This is a genomic window from Pseudomonas edaphica (assembly GCF_965277385.1).
Lineage (GTDB): Bacteria > Pseudomonadota > Gammaproteobacteria > Pseudomonadales > Pseudomonadaceae > Aquipseudomonas > Aquipseudomonas edaphica.
Genome location: NZ_OZ255725.1, coordinates 819,049 through 845,328 on the forward strand (window position 1 = coordinate 819,049; position 26,280 = coordinate 845,328).

10 protein-coding genes are annotated in these 26,280 nt (G+C 57.2%); 1 reads left to right on the forward strand and 9 read right to left on the reverse strand.

Annotated features, from left to right (window positions below; all coding sequences use genetic code 11):
- Positions 1–44: 44 nt before the first annotated feature.
- The 7 genes from ACQY47_RS03430 to ACQY47_RS03460 all read right to left on the reverse strand — a co-directional run bounded on the left by ACQY47_RS03430 (position 45) and on the right by ACQY47_RS03460 (position 7,642).
- Entirely contained in the window at positions 45–677 is a 633-nt protein-coding gene (locus tag ACQY47_RS03430; RefSeq protein WP_428555638.1) for a hypothetical protein, read from the reverse strand.
- Positions 678–1,183: 506 nt separating this feature from the next.
- Positions 1,184–1,381, reverse strand: a complete 198-nt coding sequence (locus ACQY47_RS03435) for a hypothetical protein (RefSeq protein ID WP_428555641.1) — start codon at positions 1,379–1,381, stop codon at positions 1,184–1,186.
- 1 nt (position 1,382) lies between these two features.
- Entirely contained in the window at positions 1,383–1,679 is a 297-nt protein-coding gene (locus tag ACQY47_RS03440; RefSeq protein WP_428555644.1) for a toxin C-terminal domain-containing protein, read from the reverse strand.
- A 170-nt stretch (positions 1,680–1,849) separates the two neighbouring features.
- Positions 1,850–2,257 (reverse strand): hypothetical protein, encoded by a 408-nt coding sequence (locus tag ACQY47_RS03445; protein WP_322204335.1) that lies wholly within the window; start codon positions 2,255–2,257, stop codon positions 1,850–1,852.
- A gap of 307 nt (positions 2,258–2,564) precedes the next feature.
- Positions 2,565–2,696, reverse strand: a complete 132-nt coding sequence (locus tag ACQY47_RS03450) for a hypothetical protein (protein ID WP_428555647.1) — start codon at positions 2,694–2,696, stop codon at positions 2,565–2,567.
- Between the two features lie 340 nt (positions 2,697–3,036).
- A complete protein-coding gene (locus ACQY47_RS03455; protein ID WP_428555650.1) occupies positions 3,037–3,342 on the reverse strand; it encodes a hypothetical protein in 306 nt (101 codons plus the stop codon).
- Between the two features lie 781 nt (positions 3,343–4,123).
- Complete coding sequence (locus ACQY47_RS03460; RefSeq protein WP_428557337.1) at positions 4,124–7,642, reverse strand: DUF637 domain-containing protein; 3,519 nt, start codon at positions 7,640–7,642, stop codon at positions 4,124–4,126.
- Positions 7,643–8,069: 427 nt separating this feature from the next.
- Between ACQY47_RS03460 and ACQY47_RS03465 the strand changes: the two genes are divergently transcribed.
- Positions 8,070–8,339: a hypothetical protein gene (locus tag ACQY47_RS03465; RefSeq protein WP_171045855.1), complete on the forward strand. Its 270-nt coding sequence runs from the start codon at positions 8,070–8,072 to the stop codon at positions 8,337–8,339.
- 218 nt (positions 8,340–8,557) lie between these two features.
- Here the strand turns inward: ACQY47_RS03465 and ACQY47_RS03470 are convergent, their stop codons facing one another.
- Both ACQY47_RS03470 and ACQY47_RS03475 read right to left on the reverse strand, forming a co-directional pair.
- Positions 8,558–9,100, reverse strand: coding sequence for an immunity 42 family protein (locus ACQY47_RS03470; RefSeq protein WP_428555653.1), 543 nt, complete (start codon positions 9,098–9,100; stop codon positions 8,558–8,560).
- A gap of 4 nt (positions 9,101–9,104) precedes the next feature.
- Positions 9,105–26,273 (reverse strand): filamentous hemagglutinin N-terminal domain-containing protein, encoded by a 17,169-nt coding sequence (locus tag ACQY47_RS03475; RefSeq protein ID WP_428555656.1) that lies wholly within the window; start codon positions 26,271–26,273, stop codon positions 9,105–9,107.
- Positions 26,274–26,280: the final 7 nt, after the last annotated feature.

Sequence of the window (26,280 nt, forward strand, 5' to 3'; positions counted from 1 at the left end):
TTTGATTTTTTTTGCTTCCTTTTTCCACACTTCTTCCTTCCCCCTTATGTCACAGGTCGGAAATCATCAATAGACTTGTTTTTCTCTTTCAACAAAGACGCAATGAAATCTGGATTGAAATTCATCAAAAATTCAATAGCATCATGAATTTTCCAGCGATGCACCTCGGGATGATCAATTATGGTAGAAAGATGCTCTTCAACAAGAGGCACATACTCTGAGTATTTTTTTCTCTTCACGAAATCAAAAATCTTGCCTATTTCGAACGGCTTACTACTCGCCAAGGTGATAATCTTAGATAGTGGAGAATAGATTTGGACTCTAGCCGCCTCGACTTCTCCACGATCAGCCACATTGGAAAAATACCGAGTAACAGCCAAGAGTATTTGACGATACGTGTCGTCGTACCCATATAGTCGATGGGAATAGATTCCTTCGATGCTTTCGGGTTTTTCCATACACCCTTCCAAAACGATTAAACCTTCATAGACGCCCCAACTGGTCAGCAGTTTCGCAGCCAAGAATTGCTCTTCACTGTTACTCGCATGACGGAGCAAATCCAGCACAGCGTTGATTCTTTCCCTAGGGATATTCTCTGGATCCAAATCTCCTGCTGTCACAGCGTAATCTGCATGTTCTGGAATGCAATTCAACAGTTCGTATGTTTTCGGCTCCATAAAAAATACCTATTTTTTCACTCTTTTAATATAGTCGGCCGGCACGCAGCCCATAATCAAACATTCACCGTCCCGCTTAGCGTTCCCCAAGCAAAAAGGGGACAGATTTATTTAATTCTCCGGGCTCTTTGTTACTTAAATAAATCTTTCCCCTTCTCCCAAAACTTTGCCCTGTTACGGCGCTTCCTTGAAGAATGGGCTCTACATCTCCATAAGCCATCCCGCATATCCGTACCAAAACGTGCAAAGTCATCTGCGCTTGAAAAACCATTAGGAATTACTGCCTCTTTTGCACCGTCACGCGTTAACTTTTAAAAGACTGTCAGTCTTCTCAAGAAAGTCATGCCAATTACAAAAAAGCCTTTCTAGATTTTGTTGCAAACTATGTTCCTCACAAAAAAAGGGGACAGATTTATTTATTCGAACATAATAAAAAAACAAATAAATCTGTCCCCTTTTCTCCAGCTTCATTTTATTACTGGCCGCCCCACAACATTAAACTTTGGCTATTCCTCAGACTCGCAATTTAATAAGACACACACACCACCCTCTTTTCCGACGAGACTTATTGGTTTCTTAGTCGCTCCCCCATCAACGGAAATTTCAACCATGAGATTTTGATTTTCAAAGGTCTTCAACTCCTTAATTAGTTGAGAGATAGTTTTCCCGCGCGCAATCCAATCTGGGACTTTAGATTCATTCATATCAATCACCTATGCGCTCCATATTCACATCAAACGTTCCGGATCTTGTTTCTCTAGAGCCAAGATCCTTAACCGACTTAGCTGCTTTCCAAGCACCGCCGTTATGGCCGTCTAAATCTCTAGTAATATATAGATTACCTCGCTTAAAAACAGCCTGCCCACCGTGCACTGTTTCATTAATTTTTTTGCAAAAAGGGGACAAATTTATTTTTCCATGCCCGACCTCGGTCTGCCCTGCCCTCGACGCTCGATACGAACTCCTAAAATCTTTCCTACTGACTTTAGAATCCTCAGGCACAAAAAATAAAACCAGATTATTAAAGAGCGAAATTACGAAAACCTCAAATCCCCCAAAAGCCCAGCCCAGAAGTGATGTGATCTGATTCCGCGCTCCCGGCTAAGAGCCGCTGAAAATAAATCTGTCCCCTTTTTGCCTTTTTCAAGGCCGGTGTTGAGGATTAGTAATGATCAAGAAAACTCTATTTTGCAATCTGACAGAGGGATCGAGCGGCCATCGGAAATAACCAATTGATCACCTTTGATTTGGGCGAGTAACAGACCAAGGCCAATTGCCCCTGCCTCAATATCTTTTCTCCAACCGTCAAGATCACCATGATAGGAAATCGCGTAAAAAAGAGGCCCCGAGGGCGGGGTGACTTTGCACCCGCGATCATTTACCCCTCCACGAACAGCATTCGGAGGCTCAGAAAAGCACGTAATGTTATTAAATTGTTTTCGGAATTTGTTTTTCCCATCGTCCGAAAAATAAACAACTTGCTGCCCATCCACAACCGTAACACCAGGTACATTTCGAGAGTTCGACTGCTCGATTTTTCCACCCAGAATTTTTTCTAACGTCTCCCGATCACTACTCATTTCACACCTCACTTTGTTTCCGGGGTAATTACAAACTTAAAGTTTGTGACGCCCGCATCGGTAAACACCTTCGAATAGTAACTAGCTAGTTCTGGGCTGTTTGTATGATAAATAGCACCGCCATCGAAACCAGAGGAGTATTTCTTCGCCTGATCTACCATTTTCGTCTGTTCAGCTACTGACCATGGCTTCGAGCCAGCCGGGCTTTCTGGGTTCCGAATAGAACTAGCCCAGTCATCGACAAATTTGGCTTCAATAGCTGCGAAAAATGGGACAGATTTATTTAATTTTCCGTGCTCTTTGTTACTTAAATAAATCTGTCCCCTTTCCCATTCTGGGCATAAGCAATCTCCTTCCTTAGAAAATCACAGCCTAGCAGATGGGTGGAAAATAAATCTGTCCCCTTTTCCAGTTCCGGTGTCAAATTTTCGGTGCTCATTGCTATTTTCCTTTCGAAAGTCCAGTAGACGGATTGAAATTTCGCGGCGTTGTATTCAATCCGCCATTTTGAACAACCCCATTTCGGACACTTCCCCAAAGCTGGGATCCGTCTGACTGTATTTGGGCAAACCTCTGGTTACCAAATCGGTCAGTGCCCAACCTATTCGCGGGATTGTTAGTCAAATTAACAAGCGCTTGCTGATTCTCTGGAGTATCCACCAGATGGCCCACATCGTCACGGAAGATATGAGACAGCTGAGATGAGTTGGTAGGCAAGCTATTGTTCGTGGCTTCTAAGCCTTCCGATGCTGCCCCTTTTGCACCATCAAACCGTTAAATCAGTCTGACATGTGCTTTAGCTCTTCCTCCATAAATCGTAGAACCTCTACTGGGTCTCGCTCAACAATCCCCACATAATGCTCATACTCATTCACTAGCAGCGGGTAGCCCATAACATAGCTAATTTTGAACGCATCAAAAAGAGACTTGTAGCCAGGGCGCAACTGAGTGATACAAAACTCCCAGCCTGCTGGAATCCTAGCGTCAACCAATCGAAATAGACTGCTCGGAGCCCAAAAAGGAGGTTGTTCAGGAACCCGCACTAAAAAATCCACCCGATCAAAAATAAACAACAGCGCATACACCAAGTAACTTTCTCCAATACTCAAAAGAGAATAGTCAGTTTGATCGGATAAGCAAAAAGGGGACAGATTTATTTTTCCATATCCGACCTCGGTCTACCCTGCCCTCGACGTTCGATACGAACTCCTAAAATCTTTTCTACTGACTTTAGAGTCCTAAGGCACAAAAAATAAAACCAGATTATTAAAGAGCGAAATTACGCGAACCTCAAATCCCCCCAAAGCCCAACCCAGAAGTGATGTGATCTGATTCCGCGCTCCCGGCTAAGAGCCGCTCAAAATAAATCTGTTCCCTTTTTGCGGCTAATTCGATCATGCGGTGATCTTGGATGCGGACTCTCTCGATGCCATGCATCTGTATGTCGCGATGACTCGCGGTTCCAAGTCGCTCACTATTATCGGCACTGACAGGCGAGTGCCTGTGAGTAGAGACTTATGAGCACGCCGATCAGTTCGGATTTTTTTTGGCGCTCCTCCAATTTCTTTCGCCCCAACTCAATATACGAGATTAAATCTCTCGATTATCTTTTTAGATAAAGCACTTGCATCCCTCCCCAAGGAAATAAAACACCCTTCAAAGGATCCACTAGTCAAAATCAAGTTATTGCCTTCATAACAAGCTGAAACCAATACTGAATACGGGCCAAAATCACGTGCTTCTTCTTCGATGCTCAGAGTTTTCAATACGATACTCACAAACTCTTCAAACTTTTCCTCCTCGTAATCATCGAAAAATATGAAATGATTAGTTTCAGAATTTGACTCGGAAAATCGAAACATAATATTACATCCCCAGCCCATTATTAACAGATGTTCGAGAAGACTGGGACTTTTCTATGATCTTCGACCATAGCTCATCTCCTGACAGACCTTGACCCGAATATTTATTCACAATCTCGCTCCAAGTTCTATTTGGGTCAGTCTTACTCAAGGATTCAGACAATGTCCTATTAGACATTAACTCTCTTGCCGTTGACCTCAAATCATTTCTCATATCAAAAGCCTGCTTCGCCTGCTCCTCCAAGGAGGCGCTACTGTTAATACGCGTTGGAATTTCTGCTTCTTTAGATAAATACCAAGCTCTAGCCTCTCTATCAGTTAAGCTTTTTGGCTGTGCTAAATCATCCCACCATTTAGCATAGGACACAGAGTCGTCTATCGCTTTTGGACCAGCCTTCTCACCCGTCAACAGGAGAGATTTGCCCTCAATCAGCTTCCCTGTCCCCTTGAACAGCGCAATTTCCATCGCTGAACGCGCAGCCGCGGTCCCATAGTCACGCATCGGGTTAACATCACCCGGGTAGGTATCAGAACTGAACGAATCAAGTACCTTTTGCCCCTGAGTGTGTTGATAAGGCGTTAGCAGCTCCCCTGTCGCCTGCATCCCATCGTGAAAGGAAAGCGCACCGCCCAAACCAGAAAGCGCTGGTGCCGCACAGCCCACAATTGTCACGCAGGCTGGTGCAGACAGTATTGCACCTCCGAATCCTCCAGCAGCTCCAATCGCCCCCAGCACAGCACGCCCCGCGTTTCCAGAACGCTTCAGCGCCTCGTCATTCTTTAGCAAATTGTCGTTAGCTTTATCCCAGCGCCCGTATTCATCAAAAGCGCCCGTTGCCATCAGTTGCTTCTGAGCATCTTTAAAGTTTCCGCCATCCAATTCGAGTTCGCGGATCGCTTTGTAGTTAGGGTCCTCAACCGGAACGGAGGCACTGCAATGCACCAAGGCACAGGCGGCAGCTTTCAATTTATAGGCGTTGTTCGGATCGTCTTTCTGCAACGCCTCAAGGGCGATCGTCTCTTTTTGATGCAGTTGGCGGTTGTATTGATCCGCCATTTGCGACACCCAAGACGCCTTATTGACATCACCTCCTGACAAGCCTGCCGCAGTCAAACCAACAATCTGCGCGACCCCTTGCCTCAACTCCGGTTGCTTGTCGAATGTGTCGTTCAGAACCTGTGCCATTGCCTGACTTGCACCAGCAGCAATGGCCCCCGTTTTGAAGTCCCCGCCCGTGGCACTCGATACCGCACCACCAAACAACGCATGCATGGATACACGGGCCGCACCTCCCTCAGCCCACATCGCCATGCCTGTGGTGTCCCCCGCATTCTTTGCGGCCTGCCAATGCTCTTGGGCATAGCTTCCCACAAAGTTAAACGCTGTCGCGGCCGCCACGTTCCCGGCCTGGGAAACCAGACCACCCGTAACGTTCTTGCCCAGGCTTCCGCCACCAATCGCGGTTTGGATGGTGCCGGTAGCCACACCCTGAGCTCCCGCGTGAACCGCAAACCCTCCAATCCCCTCCAAGGTATTGAGATCAAAGCCTTTGGTCAGGTTATTGAAAGGCTTGGTAGTTCCCCCCAGATTAGGATCGATGACGCCCGTGGTGAAACCTGCGGCCAATCCGGAAATCAGCGCGTTCTTTAAGCTGTCACTACTGAACGTATCTTTGAAAGCCGCCCCGAGATTGCCTTTGTTGTTGATTACGCTGACAGCTCCCGTGCTGGCTAACGACGTCAAGGCCCCCGTCGCGATAATGTTCCCCAGCCCTGCTGATGTGGCGGCTACTGCTGCGCTCGTTGACGTTGCTGCGGTCGCTGCTGTGGCAGCGGCCATGGTCGAGCCTGCGCCTGCGCCTGCGGCGCTGCCTGCTGATGCTGCCAGCGCACTGGCACCACCCGCCGTCAGAACAGTAACGATAATAATGATCGCCAGCATCGCCCCTTGTCCGAGGCTGGAGTTGCTGTACTTATACGAGTCGTGCGTTTCCTTGATCAGTTTCCAATCAACATCTCCACGTTTCTCCGCGTCCTTCAGCCAAGCCATCTGTGGATCGGCCTTGACCATCGCATCAATTGCCTGGCTAACCGTCTGTTGATTGACTTGTTTGACATCAATATGCAGACCATCAACAGCCTTGATCGCGATTTCACCCTTGGCAACCATTTGGGTCTGCCTAAGGGTTTCATCAGTATTGCCCTTGCCACTCATGCTGTTCCAGGCAAGGCTGCTTTTGCTCTTGGCGTGGCTCTCCTGATCGAGATCCTTGACGCCCTCAAAGGTCACGCCACCACCGCTGGCGACGATCAGGTCGTTGCCACTGTCCAGTTTGGCAGCCTGGTATGTTTGGTCGCCCTGACTCTGAATCGTGAGGTCACCACCGGTTTTGATTTCGCTACCGACATTGACGACCTTGGTCACTTCATCTCGCTGGGTTTGTTTGCTCCCGAAACTTCCCTTTTTCTTCATGTCATACAGCGAGTAATCACTGTCTTCCGCGGCCAGCAACCCCAGTTTTCCACCCGCCACCAAGTACGCTTCGTCACCCGCAGTGACACGACTGGCAATCATCGCCAGATCCTTACCAGCACTCAGCGAAACATCCCCACCCGCACTCAGCGTGGTCGAGACCTGACTCACATGATCTTCCTGCGCCTTCACCTTCTTCAGGTTCAACGCCGAATGCTGCTCATCCGCCGCAGAGATCAGGCTCAGATTCTCCGTTGCCGACATCGCCACATCCCGCTTGGCATCAATCCGGCTGGCAATCGCAGTCAAATCCCGGCCCGCCACCGCGCTTAGATCGCGCCCCGCCGTCACCGAAGAACCATTCTGCGTCACTGAGCTGCTGTTGTTGCGCGCGCTGGTGTTGGCGTTGCTGTTCACCTGCTCCACCGACCCGAAACTCAGGTCGCGCCCGGCCTGGATCGTGGTGTCGCGCCCGCTTTGCAGCACGCTGCCTTGGGTTAAGAAGTCGCGTCCGGCCCTGATGCTCAGGTCGTTGGCCGCTTCGATACGCGCCGCGCTGTTGAGGAAGTCGCTGTGTTCACTGATCAGGCCGTCGCTGCTGTCGTGGCCGGTGACGGTGCGTTCGTTGATCACGTCGCCATTCACGGCGGTCATGGTCACGTCGCGGCCGGCGATGATGCCGCCCGCCTTGTTGACGATGTTGTTGCCCGCCAGCAGGTCCAGGCGGTTGCCTGCTTCGATCAGGCCGCTGTTGATCAGGTCATTGCCGGCCTTGGCCGACAGGTTGTTGCTGGCGCGCAGGGTGCCGACGTTGTTCAGGTCTTGCCCGGCGATCAGGCTGACATCGTTACCCGCAATCAGCGCGCCGGTGGGTGCCAGGCGGTTGTTGGCGTTGGCCAGGTACAGCACCGGCACCAGCACTTCTTCGCCGTTGACCACGCTCTTTTCCAGCCAGACGATGTCGTGGGTCAGGGCCGCGACTTGTTCGGAAGTCAGGTTTACCCCTACGGAAAGGTTCAGCGTTTGCTTGCTGGCGATGGCGTTGTCCATCAGGTGTTTGAACAGTTTTTCGTCGGTGGTTTGCCCGTCGAGAAAGCGTTGGCCGGTGCGCGCGACGACGGCTTGCTGGATCAGGCGTTGTTCGTAGCGCAATTGATCGGTTTCACTGAGTAAGTCAGCGGCACGAAAACATTGGCTTTTTGATGCCTTGCGCGTCTTTGCGCTGAAGGCTTATAGTCCGCCGGTCGCCCATATGGCGATTCAGGTTTGGCGACCTGACGGTAGAGAATGCGCAAGCTGGCGGCTTTTTTGCAGACACTTGTGCGCCCGCAAAGTCGTTTATGACGGCTGTGCGCGGGAGACCTTAGGGTCTGCCGGTTTTCTCTACTGCCGGTTCGCCAACCTGCGTACAGCTGTCACCCATACGTTTGGCGACGTTTGAGTGATGGCATCCATCACTTAAGTAGAGAGCTATAAAATGACCCGATACATGCCACTGACAGGCCACGATTCAACCATCCCCGCGCTGGTGATCGACACACACGCCCCTCTAGATGTTCTCTATGACGCCGCTGCTTACCGCATTCGTGCAGTGACTCAGTTTCTGGAAAACCTGGCATTTCGCGAGGAAATCAGCAGTGATGCGATTGTCCTTCACGACTTTGCGCTGTTACTGGCCATTCCATTGCGGGATGGTTGCGATCTCATGGATGTGATTGGGAGAAGATTGATTTCGCAAGACTTATAAATAAATTCGGGCGGCGTAGAGCCGCCCGATCTGGCTGAGCTCAGAGCCTAAGATATAAAAATAAAAGCCATTTTGTTAAAGAGCCCGCGCTTAAAGCTGATACTAAAAAATACGCACTAACCTAAAAACACACTCAAGCTTAAATAAGCTCGTCCTTTTCACCCTAACAACCTATGAAAATCAAATAAATCCGCCCAACTTTGCGCACTATCTTTACCCTATATAGACGAGTAATAATTTCTCACACCAGCAAGCATATCTATAATTTTATCCTTCTCAATATACGCTTCCTTCACATCAAAGTTCCCTACTCGCTCCCAATGACAGCCACCTACTCCATCTTGTTGCAACTCACTATGCCTCGCACCAAGAACCCTAACCAAATCATTATCCGAAACGGCAAAAACAGCATATCCAGAATCATTGATATTCTCCGTTGATGCTTGAAATCTGTAACTTTGCTCAAACTCTTCCGACTCATCCTCACCTATTAGCTCGGGAGAAATCATTCCAAGCAAATGAATGAAAGCAGACTTAGCATCCTTTTCAAAAATATTTTTATCATCCTGAAACACGTACAACGGATTCGAATTATCGAGGAGAGAGTAAACATCCACCCAGAGCGTAGACGTTTTTATTTCCTCCGGCAAAAAAAAACCATCAATACAAAAATGAAACATTCCATTCTTTGAAGTGCTATCCCCCCACTCTGGAAAACACTGTATTAGAATCGCAAAATTATGCGGATCACCAAATATCATACCTTTACCTCCCTTTGCCGCCTACACCTAGAAGTTTTTTAATGTCATTAGGGATATCACTTTTATTGAGCGGGTTTCTTGAATCATTTGTGCTCCCATTCCAATGAAATTCTCCGTTCGTTCCTTCAAACCGATGGACGCCCCCTATATCATCTATACCATATCTAACTTCTTTATTATTGTAAACTTTTGAGCTCGGGATAGAATTTTCGAAAATATTAATTGAATTCTTTGGCTCAATACCCGCATTCCCTCTATTCCCCTCCCCACCTAGAGTATGCTTAGGGTTTGACTTATAGTTCAATCCGTTGGATGCAACCGTTGAACTCGGTACCGGCAAAGCACTTCCTTTACCTTTCCCCGCTCCCGGCTTACCAGCCACCACACCAATACCGGCTTTAACACCTTCAGCGGTCAGCGCATCCAAAGCCCCGCCATCTGCGGACTTTATTTCTGCCGCAATTATATTAGTAGCAGACAAATTACTTTCAATAAAACTGCCAACCGCAAGAGCCGCCCCCCCTTTCCCCTGCGATCTTAACTGACTGACTAATTCAATTAATTTTTGGTCATCTCTAACAATCGATGTTGAAATAGACTTGCAAACATCAGGCGTACTAATGCAAATTTCACCCAGTTGCTCATTCCGCTGCTGATCGCGTTGAAGATATCGGTTTCGAACCTCCCTTTTTTCTTCTTCTGTTTTCTTGCTAGCAACCTCCTCAAGCATCTCCTCAACTTCGTGGTGAAACAGATAGTTGTACTGGGTCGCAGTACCCGCCACCCACGCTCCAGTCTGCAGGCTTTTCGCATCAGCACCATCTAGTACCGAAGCCGCAAGCACACCAATCAACTGCGAATTCATGACCAGCAAACCTTTCTTCTGGTCATCGGGTATGGCGGCGTAGTTCTTGGCGAGGCTATCTACCAATGCTTCAGTTACGCCAGCTGCCAGCGCGCCTGTGCGGAAGTCGCCTCCAGAAGCCTCTGCTGCCAACCCGCCCATCAAGGCATGCAACCCAATCTTGGTAATACCACCCTCTGCAAAGCGGTTCTTGGAAATATCCCCGACCAGGTTAAATCCATAAGCCGCAAATGCATTGGCCAAGCTATTTTGCAACGCCTCCCCAAGACGGGCTTCCCCTCCGAGCGCGCGATCCACCAAGACTGATGTTCCGTTTTGCAGTGCTTGGTTGGCCGTGAACTGCCCCACACCTTGCCAGGTACTCAGTGGACTTGTGGTAGCTACCGCGCCAGTGTTGGGTAGTGCGGTGGAAGTACTGGTCTGAGTGCTGGTCCACTTGTCATAAACACCAGCGGTCAAGCCAGCAGTGACACCGGACACCACATAGCCTCTCATCGCATCGCTCGAAGTCACATCCTTCAAGACAGCGCCCAGGTTGCCACGGTTATTGATGGTGCTGATTGCGGCGTTACTCGCCATGCCGCCGAGAACGACGCTGCCCGCAGCATTGGCCCAGCCCGCAGCAGAGGTAGCGGTGGCTGCAGCAGTCGCCCCTGCCATCGACGTCCCCGTCCCTGCAGCAGCAATTGCACCGCTGGCGGCACCCATCGTGAAGTACGTCACGATGATTGCAATGATGATTTGCGCGCCGGCGCCTAAGCCTGAATTGCTATATTTGAAACTTTCATGCAGCTCTTTAACCTGGCGCCAATCCACATCTCCGCGCTTCTCGGCCTCTTTCAGCCAAGCCAACTGCGGGTCGGCTTTAACCATCGCATCAATCGTCTGGCTAACCGTATTCTGATCGATCTGCTTGATATCAATCTTCAAGCCATCGACGGCTTTGATCACTACGTTGCCTTCTGCAACCATCTGCGTCTGGCGTAGAGTCTCGTCGGTGTTGCCCTTGCCCTTGGAGCTAGTCCAGGCCAGGTCACCCTTGCTCTTGGTGTGGCTCTCGTCGTGCAAATCCTTCACCGCCTCAAACGTCACCGCCCCACCACTGACAATCGCAATATCCCCGCCACTGTCGAGCTTCGCCGCTTGATACTTCTGGTCCCCGCCGCTCTGCAACGTCAGGTCGCCACCGGTCTTGATCTCACTCCCCACATTCGTCACCTGGGTGACTTCATCGCGCTGGGTTTTCTTGCTCCCGAAACTTCCCTTTTTCTTCATGTCATACAGCGAATAATCACTGTCTTCCGCAGCCAGCAACCCCAGCTTTCCACCCGCAACCAAATACGCTTCATCCCCCGCAGTGACACGACTGGCAATCATCGCCAGATCCTTACCAGCACTCAGCGAAACATCCCCACCCGCACTCAGCGTGGTCGAGACCTGACTCACATGATCTTCCTGCGCCTTAACCTTCTTCAGATTCAACGCCGAATGCTGCTCATCCGCCGCAGAGATCAGGCTCAGATTCTCCGTCGCCGACATCGCCACATCCCGCTTGGCATCAATCCGGCTGGCAATCGCAGTCAAATCCCGGCCCGCAACGGCGCTCAGGTCGCGCCCCGCCGTCACCGAAGAACCGTTCTGCATCACGGAGCTGCTGTTGTTGCGCGCGCTGGTGTTGGCATTGCTGTTCACCTGCTCCACCGACCCAAAACTGAGGTCACGCCCGGCCTGGATCGTAGTGTCGCGTCCGCTTTGCAGCACGCTGCCTTGGGTTAAGAAGTCGCGTCCGGCCCTGATGCTCAGGTCGTTGGCCGCTTCGATACGCGCCGCGCTGTTGAGGAAGTCGCTGTGTTCACTGATCAGGCCGTCGCTGCTGTCGTGGCCGGTGACGGTGCGTTCGTTGATCACGTCGCCATTCACGGCGGTCATGGTCACGTCGCGGCCGGCAATGATGCCGCCGGCCTTGTTGACGATGTTGTTGCCCGCCAGCAGGTCCAGGCGGTTACCCGCTTCGATCAGGCCGCTGTTGATCAGGTCATTGCCGGCCTTGGCCGACAGGTTGTTGCTGGCGCGCAGGGTGCCGACGTTGTTCAGGTCTTGCCCGGCGATCAAGCTGACATCGTTGCCCGCAATCAGCGCGCCGGTGGGTGCCAGGCGGTTGTTGGCGTTGGCCAGGTACAGCACCGGCACCAGCACTTCTTCGCCGTTGACCACGCTCTTTTCCAGCCAGACGATGTCGTGGGTCAACGCTGCCACTTGCTCGGAAGTCAGGTTTACCCCCACGGCCAGGTTCAGCGTTTGCTTGCTGGCGATGGCGTTGTCCATCAGGTGTTTGAACAGTTTTTCGTCGGTGGTTTGCCCGTCGAGAAAGCGTTGGCCGGTGCGCGCGACCACGGCTTGCTGGATCAGGCGTTGTTCGTAGAAACCGTCGCCCAGGCGCTTGGCGCTCTCGTCCGGGTTGTAGCCCAGGCCGGACAGCAGGTAGTCCGAGCTCATGAATTGCTTCATGTCGGTGAGTGCCGGGTTGGTTTCGATCAAGTATTTATGCGGCTGTGAAACCGCACTCTTGTCTGGCAGGCCCTGCACCCGGTTGACGGTCTGGCTGGCCACCGGGGTCGGTTGTGCTTCGGCGGGCTGGACGACGACCACGGCAGGTCGGCTGCCGGTGCTCGCGGCAGCGGGTTGTTCAACCGGGCTGATGACCGGTTGGGTCTCATGCGGCACCGGCGCTACCGGAACCACCACGGACGGCGGTGGTGTGCCGACGGCAACCTGTGCATCGTGGGCCAGCGGTGTCAGGCCTGGCAGGCTGAGGTCGGGGCGTGAGCTCCCCGGCGTAATGGCCACAACGCGGGTATCGCGATCCACGGTCGACAGGCCCGGTACGTTCAGGTTGGGGCGAGCGCTGCCAGACGGTGCGCCATCGGGTGTGGTCAGCACAATTCGGGCATCGCGCTCGGCGGGTGTCAGGCCAGAAAGGTCGACGTTCGGACGCGACACATCGACCGCTGGCCGGGAGCCGTCAACGGCGTTCTGGGCATCGATGCCATCGACATGGCTGATCGTGCCACCGCTGGTGCGGCCAGGTTGCAGCGTTCCTACGTCGGCGCTGCCCACGCCGGCAACGTTAATGGCGCTGGCACTGGCATTGATTCCACTGGCCTCGCGGGCCGTCACCGAGACCTGGCGGTTGTTGGCGGCGAGTTGGGTGACCTCCTCCAACTGGATCGTCCGACCTTGAGTTTCGGGAAGGTTCTGCTGGCGTTGCGCCAAACCGACGCTCGCAGCGCCAAGAGTCCAGCTTTGCGGCCCTGCATTGGCTTGAGCGGCCTGCCCGCTGCTGGCGCCCTGCCCGCTCAGTCGGAACAAACCGTTCTGGCCGGTAGGCAGGCTGAAGCCCGGAAGCGCGATGGGATTGACTTGCTGTTGAGCCAAATCAGGTGGCAACTGCGAGTTGATGGCGATCGCTGTCGAGTAGCCGCTACCCGCGCCTGTGTCAGTCTTGGTGCGGCCCGCCGCTACATAGGCATAGTAAGGACGAACCACACTGTTGTTGATGTTCTGGGCGGCATTAAGCGCAACGTTGCCACCGGCCTGGATGATTGCATCGTAGGACTGGCCATCGCTTTTAAGGGTGGTGATGGTTTGCGAGAGCTTGCCGCCGCCCATGAGGCTCAGGAAATAGCTGAGGTCTGCCTCGACGGTCGCCGATGGCGTGGGGCTATTTTTAGCGTTGAAGTTGGCGGCCGCCGGCAAGGCTTGGAAAATCTGCGAGACAAAGTTCCAGTAGGTCCGAGTGGTCTTGATCGCCTGGGCTTGCACGCCCTGGTTATTGATGGTGGTCGCGTTGGCGTTGAGGTTGCCCGTCGCGGCAATGGTGCTGCTCAGGTTGTTGAGGGTCTGGGCGTTGATCTGCATGTCAGCGCCACTGCTAAGCCCCGAAGCCACGCTGCTGCGGGTAACGTTCAAACTATCGATTTCATCGATCTGCCACAGGCCGTTTCGACGGCCTTTGCTACGGAAGTCACAACCGGCGCCCGGGATCAGGTTGCAATCAAGTTCGGTGATCTTCACCGAGCTTTTTTCATGTGCCGAATACTCCAGCACGTCCCTGACGTTATTGACGGTCATGGCATTGATCGTCAGGTTCTTAGCGCTCTCGATAGTGCCTGAACGGTTATCCAGCAGATCGGCTTTGGTCTGGTTCGGGTCTTTGCCAATCAGTACGTCACCCAGTCCATAGACATCGGCATAGGCGTTGGTGAAGCTGTTGGCCAGCAACTGCATGTCGCCGCCGCTGGTGATCAAACCCTTGCTGTTAACCAGGGTGTTGGTGCTGAGGGTCAGGTTGGCACCCGTGGCCAGCGTGCCCGTATTGCTGACCTCTGCGGCTGTGAGGGCCATAGTGTTAGCGGAAGTCAGGCGCCCGGCGTTAGTGAGCTGCCCGCCGACGTTGATCGTACTGTCTTGTCCGCCGGCAACACTCGCCGCCGTACTCAGGTTCACTGAGCCGGCAGTCAGGCCCAGGTTACCCACGCTGCTGTAACGCCCATTGCCGCCATAGCTGCCGGCCAGCGTTAATTGCGCCGTGCCATCGCTGGCGATCAAGCCATCGTTGTTCCAGTTACCGCCACTGCCGACAAGACTGTCAGACGCCAGCAACTGCCCGCTGGCGGTCTGATTCAAAGTATTGACGTTCACCGTCAAACGCCCGGCCTGGATAACACTGCTGTTGGTCCAGTGGTCTGCGGCCAGGGTCAGGCCACCTCGCGTCACCACGTTGCCACCGGCATCGATAAGGTTGGCGGTGGCAATATCAAAGGTCCCGGTGCCGCTGTGCAGCAAACTGCCGCCCTGGTTCTGGAAGCCTGCGGCATTCAGGGTCAGGTCGCTGGTACGGCTCTCGACGCGGCCATTGCGATTGTCGAACAGGCCTGCGATCTGGAAATCGGTCTTGCCGCTGCCGCCCATGGCGCGCAATTGGCCGCCCTGATTATCAACGCTGTTGGCGCGCACGTTGAGCAGGGTGTCGCTTTCGATAATCCCCGCATGGTTGCTGAGTTGGCCGCTGAGTCCCAGCTCAATTAGGTTCGCCGCCACTTGGCCTGAGCTGTTATCCAGCCCTACCCCACCGACGCGTAGCAGGTCCTTGGCGTACAAGCCGCCATAGGCGTTGGCGAAATAATTGGCGTTGACCACTGCGTCGCCATTTTGCGCTGCGATGCGGCCGTGCTGGTTGTCGACACTGCCGGCCACCAGGTGCAAACGCTGGCCTTGAATCACGCCAGCCTTGTTGCCCAGGCTATAGCCGTTGAGCAGCGTGTCGCCGACGTTGGCATCCAGCAGGCCCTTGAGGCTGGCCAGTGTGCCCGCCTGGTTATTCAGGGTGTTGGCCCTGACGCTCACGTCACCGGTCTGCGCCAGCAGCTTGCCGCCTTCGTTATCAAGGTCGCCGCTGACGTCCAGGCTCAAACCGCTCTGGCCCTGCACCACACCCGCACGGTTGCTCAGGCCAACGGCCTTCACCTGCAGGTCGGCACCCTGGCTGTAGATCAAGCCGTCGGCGTCGTTTTGCAGCAGGCCGGTGCTGGTGATTGCCAGGCGGTCCTTGCCGGCGATGGTGCCGCGCTGGCGGTTATCGATACCGCCGGCGAGCAAGGTCAGCAGGCCTTGGCTGGCGATCTGGCCGCCCTGGTTGTTGACCTGAACCGCGCGTTGCAACAGCAATGCGCCAGCGCTGGCCAGCTTGCCGTTGGTGTTGTCGAGGGTGCCCAGCAGGCTCAGGGTCAGGCTGCCATTGCTGGCCAATGTGCCGCCCTGGTTGTGCAGATCTGTGGCGGTGACGGCCAGCGTTTGCTGTGCATTGACGGTGCCGGCCTGGTTGCCCAAGGTGGCGGCTTGCACGTCAAGGTCGGTGCCGCTGTCGATCAGGCCACCGTTGGCGTTGTTCAGCAAACCGCTGACGACGAGGCTTTGCCCCGCGCCGCTGGAGAGAATACCGCCGCTGTTGTCGAGGCTGGCGGCACTGACGCTCAATGCACCTTGGCTGACCAGTGCACCGGCACCCCCATTGAGCATCTCGCCGGAAAGGCGCACATCCACCGCGCCGTTGCGGCTGGACAAGGTGCCGTTGTTGCGGTTGTCGAGGCTGCCACCGCCGACGTTCAGGCCCTGCCAACCTGAGATCAGGCCGTTCTGGTTGATCAGGTTGGCCGCGTTGACCGTCAGCACCTGGCTGCTGATCAACTTGCCGCCGCTGTTGTCCAGGGTGCCGGTGTTCAGGGCCAGGTCTTGCTGACTGGAAAGCTCGCCGTTCTGGTTGTTGAAGGCGCGCAGACGGTTGAGGGTCAGCGGGCCTTTGGCGAGGATCAGGCCGTTGCGGTTGTCCAGGTCGCTGTTGTTCAGGTCCAGGGTCACGCGCTGTTCGCCCACCACGCGGCCGCCGGCCAGCGCCAGTGCGCGGAGGTTCAGGTCCATCGCACCTTTGGCGGACACTTCACCGCCGCTGCCGGTGTCAAGGCTGGCGGCGCTCAGGTTGAGGCTGCCCTGGCTGTTGATCAGGCCGGCAGCGCTGTTGTCCAGGGCCATGGCACTGAGGGTGACGCCCGCTGCACCGAGCAGGCTGCCGTTCTGGTTGTTCAGGTTGGCGCTGTGCAGGGTCAGCATTTGAGTGGCGCTGATCAGGCCTTGGTCCTGGTTGTTGAGCAGGCCGTCGCTGGTCAGTTGCAGGTCGCTGCGACTGGTCAAGGTGCCGCCCCGGTTGTCCACGGCGCCTGCGTGTGCGTTGAGGCTGGCGGCGCCGATCAGGCCTTTGACGTTGGCCAGGGCCTGGTTGAGGCGCAGGGTCAGGCCTTGGTTGCTCAAGAGTTTGCCGTTGCTGTTGTCCAGGCTTTGCGCGGCCAGGGTGAAGGCTTGGGCGCTGGAGATTTCACCGTTCTGGTTGCTGACGGTCGTGAGGTTATTGAGCAGCAATGGACCGACCGTGTTGATCAGCCCGCCCTGATTGTTCAACTGACCGTTGTTCAGGTCGAGGCTCAGGCTGCTGTTACTGAAGAGCTTGCCGCCCTGCTGGTCAAGGCCGGTGACGCTGGCGGTCAGGGCCTTGGCGCTGCCGATGCTGCCGCCGTTGTTCACTTGGCTGGCTGTCAGGTTCAGGGTGTCGCCGCTGTTGAGGCGCCCGCTCTGATTATTCAGCACGCCAGTGCTGACCGCCACCGCGCCCTTGCCGCTGATACTGCCTTGCTGGTTGCCCAAACTGGCGCTGCTCAGTACCAAGGCGCCGTCGGTGACCAGTTCACCGTTCTGGTTGTTCAACTGGCCTGTGATGCCGACGTTCAAACCCAGAGCGCTGGAAAGACTGCCTCGGGTGTTATTAAGGCTGCGTGCCTTGATGTCGAGGGTGCCTTCACTGCTCAGCAGGCCCTGGCTGTTGTCCAGGTCACCGTCCAGCGTCAGCTGCAACGGTTGCTGGCTGAGGATTTTGCCACCGGTGTTGTCCAGGCCGGTGCCCGTCAGCAACAGGCGCTGGCCACTGAGTTTGCCGCCCTGGCGGTTGAGCAGTTGCTCAACCGCCAGGTTCAGGCCGCTGGCCGCGAACACCTGGCCGCTGTCGCTGTTGTCCAGGCGCTGGCCGGTGATGCTGAGGTCCGCGTTGCTGGTCAGTTCGCCGGCGCGGTTGTCGAGGCTGCCTACGTCGAGTTTCAGCGCTTTTGTGGCGCCTACCAGACCGCCCCGGTTATCAAGGCTGGCGCCGCTGACGTGCAGGGTCTGGGTGCCGATCAATTGGCCTTTGCGGTTGTCGAGGCGGTTGACGTTGACGGCCAGTTCGGCCTTGCCGGCGATCTCGCCGCCACGGTTGTCCAGGTTCGCGGCGGTCAGCAGCAAGGCGCCGTCGCCAATCAATGTGCCGCGCTGGTTATCGATCAGGTCGCTGGCGCTGATATCCAGGCCGCCACGGCTGCTGAGCAGACCGTCGGTGTTGTCCAGGCTTGCACTGCGGCTGATGAGGCTGGCGCTGCTGACAAGGCCTTTGACGTTGGCCAGGGCCTGCTCGACGCGCAGGGTCAGTGCCTGGTTGCTGATCAGCTTGCCGTTGCTGTTGTCGAGGTTGCGGGCGGCCAGGGTGAAGGCGTTCTGGCTGGAGATCTCGCCGTTCTGGTTGTTGAGGTTGCCGAGGTTTTTCAGCACCAGGATCGGCGCGTTGATCAAGCCGGCGTTGTTCACCTCGCCGTGGTTCATGTCCAGGTTCAGTTGCGTGTTGCTGAACAGCTCACCGCCCTGTTGGTTAAGGCCGGTAAAGTTGGCGTTCAGGGTGCCGGCGCTGGCGATGCGGCCACCGTTGCTGAGCTGGGTGGCCGTGAGGTCAAGGCGGTCGGCACTGATCAGGCGGCCGCCCAGCGTGTTGTCGAACAACCCGGTGTTGAGGGTCGCGGCGCCCTGGCTTTTGAGCAGGCCCTGCTGACTGTTGTCAAGACGGGTGCTAGTCAGCGTGAGGCCTTGGGCGGTTTCAACGATACCGCCCTGGTTGAGCAAATCACTGGCGCTGGTGATGCCCAGTGTGCCGGCGCTGGAAATACTGCCGCCGGTGTTGTCGATACGTTGGCTGCCCAGCGTCAGGGTGCCTTCGCTGCTGAGCTTGCCCTGGGTGTTGTCCAACCCCGCTGCCAGCTGAATGGCCAGCGCACGCTGGCCGGCAAAGGTGCCTTGGGCGTTGTCCAGGCGCGTACCGGTAAACCGCGCCTCCTGGGCGAACACCAGCCCCTTGGCCTGGTTGATCACCTGGGCCACGGTCAATTGCAGGGTGGTCCCGGCCAGTAGCTTGCCGCCGCTGTTGTCCAAGGACTGGCCGCTGAGTTCGGCGTCTATCTGGCTGGAGATTTCACCGGCGCGGTTATCCACGCTGTCGACCTTGAGTTTCAGCGCTTTTGTGGCCCCTACCAAACCGCCGTCGCGGTTATCGAGGGTGGTGCCGCGAAGGGTCAGATTGCCTTGGGCAACCAGCTCGCCACCTTGCTGGTTCAACACGCTGAGGGTGGCGTCCAGGTCGCTCTGGCTGGCGATACGGCCTTTGCTGTTATTGACGTTATCCAGGCTCAAATGCACCGGCCCCACGGCGCTGATCAAGCCGCCCTGGTTGCTCAGCGACTGGCCGGTAACGCCCAGGGCCTGCTTGCTGTTGAGCACTCCCTCACGGTTGTCCAACTGGCCGAGGTGCAGGTTCAAGTCCTGATTGGCGCGGATCACGCCAGTGCGGTTATCCAGGCTGTTGCCGCGCACGGTCAGCAGGTTTTGCCCGGAAACACGCCCGCCACGGTTATCCAGGCTTGTCGCCTGAATATCCACGAGCCCTTTGGCCAACACACTGCCTTTGGCCTGGTTGTCCAGCAAGCCGGCGACGTTCACCGCCAGGCTGCCGTCGCTGACCAGGCTACCGGCCTGGCTGTTGTCCAGGCTCGCCGAAGCGACCTGCAAGCGCTGGCCGGCGCCCACGGTGCCGCCCTGGTTGGTCAACGCGCCCAGGGTCGTGAGGTCGAGGCTCACATCGCCCATGACCTGACCGTTGCGGTTGTTCAAGGTCATGGCGTTGACCACGCTGGCACCAGCGCTGGAAACTTCGCCGTCGACGTTCAGCAAGGCACCGGCCAACGTCAGGGTCAGGTCCCTGGTACTGCTGAACTCCCCTTCGCTGTTGTCCAGGCTCGCCGCTTGCGCCGTGAGCCCGGCCGCTGAAATCTGGCCTTTGAGGTTGATCAGCGCCTGCTCGATCTTGAGGCTCAGGGCCTGGTCACTCAGCAGTTTGCCCCCGGTGTTATCCAGGCTTTGTGCCGCCAGGCTGAAGGCTTGTTTGCTGGAGATCTCGCCGCCCTGGTTGGCGACACTCGACAGGTTCTTGAGCACCAGCGGGCCAGGCGCATTGATCAAGCCACCGGCGTTGTTCAGATGGCCCTTGTTCATGTCCAAGGTCAAGGCGCTGAGGCTGTAAAGCTCGCCGCCGTCCCGTTGGTCGAGGCCGGTGAGGCTGGCGGTGAGGGCCTTGGCGCTGGCGATGCGGCCCTTTCCGCGGTTGTCCACCTGCCCGGCTGCCAGGTCGAGGCGGTCGGCGCTGGTGAGGCGTCCGCCTTGCTGGTTGTTGAAGGCGCCGGTGGTGACCTGCACGGCACCGTCACCGATGATCTTGCCACCCTGGTTGTCGAGGCTGGCACTGGTCAAGGTCAAGGCGACAGCACTGAGCAACTCGCCCTTTTGGTTGCTGATGGCATCTGTGGTTGCCAGTACCAAAGGCGCGGCACTGCTGATGTGCCCGCGGTCATTGTTGAGGCTGGCCGCGTGCACGCTCAAGCCGCCGTCGCTGCGCAGAGCGCCTTGCTGGTTGCTCAGGTCACCGCTCAATGCCATGGACAGGTTGCGCTTGGCGTACAGGCTGCCCTCGCCGCTGTTATCCAGTTGCGCGGCGTTCAGGCTGATCGATCGCTGCCCGGAAATGATGCCCTTGAGTTGGTTGTCCAGGCGCTGCAAGGTCAGCTGCATCTCGCCGTTGGCCAACAGGCGTCCACCTATGCTGTTGTCGAGCCGGCTGCCGGTGAGTGTCAGGTCGGTGACGCTGGAGACTTCCCCGGCGCGGTTGTCCAGGGTGTCTATCACCAGGGTCATGGCCTTGCCCGAATTGACCAGGCCGCCGTCGCGGTTATCCAGCGTCGTACCATTAAGCTGCAGCTGCTGCGTCGCCACAACGCTGCCGCCGCGGTTGTCGAATTGGCCGACGGTCAGGCTCAGGTCGCTCTTGCCGGTGAGACGGCCTTTGGCCTGGTTATCCAGGCTGGCGGCGGTCAGTTGCAATTGGCTGCTGGCGGCAAATAACCCGGCCTGGTTGAGCAACTGCCCGCTGATCAAGGCGTTCAGGGTGCCGTCGCTGGTGAGTGTGCCCTGGGTGTTGTCCAGGCTCGCAGCCGTCAGGTTCAACGCCTGGCCCGTGACAAGGCGGCCATTGCGGTTAGATACAGCGCCCGAGTGATCAAGGGTGAGCAGCTTGTCTCCCTGGATCAGGCCATGGCTGTTATCCAGTGACGCGCCAGCCAGGGTGGTGGTGGCGCCGAGGATTTCGCCTTGCTGGTTGTCCAGTGCCGATTCAACGTACGCGGCCAGGCCGTCGCGAACCTTGAGGGCGCCTTCGGCATTCACCAGGCTGTTCGCCCGCAGATCCAGCCCGGTGGCGGAAACCAGGCCCTTGGTATTGTCCAGAGCCTTGCTGATACGCACCACCAGCCCTTGTTCACTGAGCAACTTGCCGCGACGGTTATCCAGGTTATCGGCGGTGAACGTCAGCGCCTGGGTGCTGGATATTTCCCCGCCCTGGTTATCCACGCTGGCAAGGTTACTCAGCAGTAACGCGCCCGGAGCATGGATCAAGCCGCCTTGGTTGTTCAGGTAGCCGTGGTTCAGGTCCAGGCTTACGCCCGCCTGGCTGTAGAGGCGTCCGTCGCCGTGTTGGTCAAGGCCGGTAACGGATGCGGTGAGTTGCTGCTGGCTGGTGATGCGCCCGCCGTCGCTGTTGTCTACCTGCCCTGCGGTGAGAGCGAGCGTGCCGTCGCTGTTGAGCGTGCCCTGGGCATTGTTCAACCCGCCGCTGACCGAGAGCTGCAGATGGTCCTTGGCGTAGAGGCTGCCCTTGGCGCTGTTGTCGAGGCTGGCGGCAGCCAGTTGCAGGTTGGCACCCGCTGTTAACTGACCGGTCTGGTTGAGCAACTGCCCGACAATGCGCGCCGTCAACCGAGCATCACTGGTCAACTTGCCGCCGCTGTTATCCAGGCTCGCGGCGGCGATATCGAACGCTTGCGCACCAAACAGCGTGCCCTGACGGTTATCCAAGGCGCCCAGGCTGTTGAGGTTCAGCGTGGCATCGCCCTGGAGCAAGCCTTGGCGATTGTCCAGGGAGCCTGCATTGACCGAGGCAGTGCGCGCGAGCAGCTTGCCGTTGCGGTTATCCAGCGCACCGTCGACCTGCAACGCTGCGCCTTCGGTGGCACTGACCGTGCCACCCAGGTTACTCAGGCTGTCGGCATGCAATTCCAGCGTCTTGGCCGACACCAGGCCCTTGGTGTTGTCCAGCGCGCGGGCGATGCGCAGGGTCAGCGCCTGTTCACTGAGGACCTTGGCGTTGCTGTTGTCCAGTGTCTCGGCAACCAGGGTAAACGCACGACTGCTGGAGATTTCACCCCCTTGGTTGGCGACGCTGTTGAGGTTGCTCAGCAGCAACTGACCCGGTGCGGTGATGGCACCGCCCTGATTGTTCAGGTGGCCGCGATTGAGGTCCAGGCTCACATCGCCCTGGCCGAACAGCCGGCCGTCATTGTGCTGATCCAGCCCGGTCACGCTGGCGCTCAGCGACTGGCCACTGCTGATGCGCCCGCCATCGCTGTTGTCCACCTGGCCGGCTTTCAGGTCCAGCTTGGCGTCACCGCGCAAGGTCCCTTGCTGGTTGTTCAGGGCATCGCCCAGCAACAGATGGAGCTGATTGTTCGCGTACACGCTGCCCTGGCGGTTATCCAGGGTGGTTGCGTTGAGTTTCAACACACCGACCGCCCCGAGGTTGCCGGCGCGGTTATCGAGGGTGTTGCCGGCCAGGGTCAGGTCGGCTTTGCTGCTGATGCGTCCCTGGCGTTGGTTATCGAGGCTGCCCAGGTTCAGGCTGAGGTTGCCAGTGGCCGCCAACAGGCCGACCTGGTTAAGCAAGTGCCCGGAAATGGCGGCGGCCAAGGCGCCGTCGCTGGTGAGCTTACCGTCGGTGTTGTCCAGGCTCGCTGCAGTGAGCGTGAAGTGGCTGCCCGCGGCCAGGGTGCCGTGCTGATTGGTCAGTGCCCCGCTGTTGATCGCCAGGGTGTGGTCGCCTTGAGCCTGACCGTTGCTGTTGTCCAGACCGCCTGCCGCCAACGAAAGATCACTGGCCAGCAACTTGCCGCTGCGGTTGTCCAGCAGGCCGTCGACGCTCAGGTTAAAGCCATCACGGGCACGCAGTGTGCCGTCCTGGTTGCCCAGGCTTGCGGTGCGGGCGTCCAGGCTTGCGGCCGAGACCAGGCCTTTGGCGTTCTCCAGTGCACGGGCGATACGCAGGGTCAGCGCCTGCTCGCTCAAGACCTTGCCGCGGGTGTTATCCAGGCTGTCCGCTTGCAGGCTGAAACCTGTGGCGCTGGAGATTTCCCCAGCTTGGTTGTCGACGCTGCTGAGGTTGCTCAACAGCAGTGAGCCCGGCGCGTTGATCACGCCACCCTGGTTATTCAAATGGCCACGGTTAAGGTCCAGGCTCACATCGCCCTGGCTGTAGAGACGGCCATCGTTGTGCTGGTCCAGGCCGGTCACGCTGGCGCTGAGGGCCTTGCCATTGATGCGCCCGCCCGCGCTATTGTCCACCCGCCCGGCACGCAGTTGCAGGGTGCCGCCGGCGCTTAGCTGGCCGCCCTGATTATTGAGGTCGGCGCTGCTCAGTTGCAGGGCCTGGCCGCTGGCAAGCGTGCCATTACGATTGCTCAGTGCGCCGCTGTCGATCTTCAGTAGATTGTCGCCCTGCACCCGACCTTGGGCGTTATCCAGCGTACCTGCCGTGAGCCGTACGTCCTGGCTCAGGATCTCCCCGCTGTGGTTGAGCAGTGCGGCACCAACGCCCAGGTTCAAACTGTCGCGTGCCACTAATTGGCCGCTGCTGTTGTCGAGACTGCCAACCTGTACCTGCAACGACGCCGCACTCACCCGACCTGCCGCATTGCTCAAGGCCTGGGCGATGGCCAGGGTCAGCGACTGCTCGCTCAACACCTTGCCACTGCGGTTATCCAGAGTGTCAGCTTGCAGCGTGAAGCCGGTGGTGCTGGAAATTTCCCCGTTGCGGTTGTCGACACTGTTGAAGTGATTCAGCAGCAACTGGCCGGGCGCGCTGATCACGCCGCCCTGGTTGTCCAGATGACCGCGATTGAGGTCCAGGGTCAAACTGGCCTGGCTGGACAGACGCCCACTGCCGTTGTTGAGGCTGCCCACACTGAGCTGGCTTGCACCGGCGCCGCTGAGGCTACCGCCACGGTTATCCAGCATGCCCGCCACACGGGCGTTCAGCGTACCGCGACTGCTCACGCTGCCGTTCTGGTCATTGACCAGGCTGGCGACATCGATCTGCAAGCCGGTGGCTGCAATCAATCCCGCACTGTTATTCAAGGTCTGCGCAATCTGCAGGGTCAGCCCCTGGTCGCTGAGCAACTTGCCGGCAGCGTTATCGACGGTACGTGCCGCAACGGTAAAGGCCCGCGCGCTGGAGATTTCGCCCTGGCGGTTGTCCACGCTGTTGAGGTTGTCGAGGGTCAATTGCCCGGTGGCATTGATCAGCCCGCTGCGGTTATCCAGATGGCCCTGGTTGAGGTTGAGGTTCAGGTCGGTGTTGCTGTAAAAGCGGCCGCCGTCCTGTTGATTGAGGCTGCCGAGATTCGCGTTCAGGCCCTGGGCACTGGCGATCTGGCCTGCGCCACTGTTATTCACCGCACCCGCCGTCAGGTTCAGGGTCTGGCTGCTGTTGAGCACACCGCCCTGCTGGTTATCCAACGCACCGACCTTGACCTGCGCACCACCGGTGGACTCGATCCGTCCCTGCTGCTGGTTGGCCAGGGTGCCACTCAGTTCAATACCCAGCGTGCCTTGGCTGGTGAGCACGCCCTTTTGGCTGTTGTCCAGTGAAGCGGCCCGCAATTGCGCGGCTTGGCGTGCAGCAATTCGCCCGCCCTGGTTATTGATCAGCCCCGTCGCATTCAGGCTCAGCGATTGGCCGGCCGAGACCAGGCCGGCGACGTTATCCAGTTCATTCAGTTGCAGCGTGACCTGTGCCTGGCTCGACAGCTCGCCGTTGCGGTTGATCAGTTGCCCGATGCCCGCCGTGAGGTTGCCGGTGCTGGTGACCAAACCACCTTGGCTGTTGAGCAGTTGCCCGGCGGTGATCCCAAGGCTGCCTGCGCTGAGGAGGCGGCCCTGGTTCTGGTTGTCGATCTGCGTGGCCGTCAACTGTGCGTCGCGCCGGGCGCTCAAGGTACCGCCCTGGTTGGCCAGCTCTCCGGTGTTGACGCTGAGGTCGCGGCTGGCGATCACGGTTTTGCCGGTGTTGTCGATGGCCTGCGCGGTCAAGCGCACATCGCCCTGGGCATTGCGGCTGTTATCGGCGTTGACGCCAGCTTCGATGATCCCGTTGTTGGTCAAGCGGCCACCGGCGTCCAGCGCGATGCTGTCCTTGGCGGCCAGGGTTTGTTGCGTGGTGAGCGCACCTTGGGTGTTTACCGACAGATCAGTACCGGCGTAGACCGCCGCCTTGGCTTGCAAGCTGGCCGCTTTGACGGCGACAGAGGTGCCTGCCGTGGTTGTGCCCATGACCACATTGCCCGCAGCATCAATCTGGATATCACCGCCGGCGACCATATCACCCGACAGCTTCACGCCCACACCGGCCTCGGTGCCGATCAGCTTGACCGCGCCCACATACATGCCGCCCAGCGCCGACGAGTCAATCGCCAGGTCTGGCGCCTGGCTGCCATCTGCCGCCCGTGCGGTGGCATTCAAGGTGCGTGCGTCGACATCATTGCGCCCGGCGACGATGGTGAGTTTTTTCGCCTGGATCTGCGCATTGATGGTGGTAGCGCGGGTGATGATTTCGAACTGGTCGACATTGGTCGCGTTGAGGCCCGCGCCTTCGATGGCGACGTTGCCTTGATCGACTTGATAGCGGCTGATCTGGCCGTTTTCGATCACCGCTTTACCGGTGGTCAGCGTGACTTGCGGCGTGTTGATAAAGCCGCAACCGTTACAGCTGATGCCATACGGGTTGGCGACAATCACATGGGCCGACTGCCCCGCCACTTCGGTGTAGCCGCGCAGTTGGCTGGGGCTGCCGCCGTTGACTTCGTTGAGGATGATATTGGCAGCGGTGCCGCGCAGGTTCGGGTTGCCGACGATGATGCCACCCAGTTGTGTGGCCTGGGTGCGGTCGGTGGCGTTGTTGAGGATGACGCCGTTGGCACCGACGTTATAGTCATGAAATTGGTTGTGCGAGAGGCCATTGGCATTCGGTGCGGCGATATTGACGATGGGCACGCCATTGCCCGCCTGCGCGAGGCCTGTGCCCGGCGCACTGACCACAATGCCGTCGGCCTGGGCCAGCAGCGGGTGCCAGAACATCGCGTTGGCCAGGATCAACGCCAACCCGCGTTTAGGCAGCCCCAAAAAGTGGGAACGGCTTTTTACGGCAGCAGAAGGCTGGCGCACGAGGAAGGCGAACTGGCGAACGTCCATGTTGTGT

What these genes read in the sequence shown, in the direction of transcription:
- ACQY47_RS03460 (WP_428557337.1), bottom strand. Translation starts at nt 7,642, where the DNA reads ATGGACAACGCCATCGCCAGCAAGCAAACGCTGAACCTTTCCGTAGGG.
- ACQY47_RS03445 (WP_322204335.1), bottom strand. Translation starts at nt 2,257, where the DNA reads ATGAGTAGTGATCGGGAGACGTTAGAAAAAATTCTGGGTGGAAAAATC.
- ACQY47_RS03470 (WP_428555653.1), bottom strand. Translation starts at nt 9,100, where the DNA reads ATGATATTTGGTGATCCGCATAATTTTGCGATTCTAATACAGTGTTTT.
- ACQY47_RS03475 (WP_428555656.1), bottom strand. Translation starts at nt 26,273, where the DNA reads ATGGACGTTCGCCAGTTCGCCTTCCTCGTGCGCCAGCCTTCTGCTGCC.
- ACQY47_RS03465 (WP_171045855.1), top strand. Translation starts at nt 8,070, where the DNA reads ATGACCCGATACATGCCACTGACAGGCCACGATTCAACCATCCCCGCG.
- ACQY47_RS03430 (WP_428555638.1), bottom strand. Translation starts at nt 677, where the DNA reads ATGGAGCCGAAAACATACGAACTGTTGAATTGCATTCCAGAACATGCA.
- ACQY47_RS03450 (WP_428555647.1), bottom strand. Translation starts at nt 2,696, where the DNA reads ATGAGCACCGAAAATTTGACACCGGAACTGGAAAAGGGGACAGATTTA.
- ACQY47_RS03435 (WP_428555641.1), bottom strand. Translation starts at nt 1,381, where the DNA reads ATGAATGAATCTAAAGTCCCAGATTGGATTGCGCGCGGGAAAACTATC.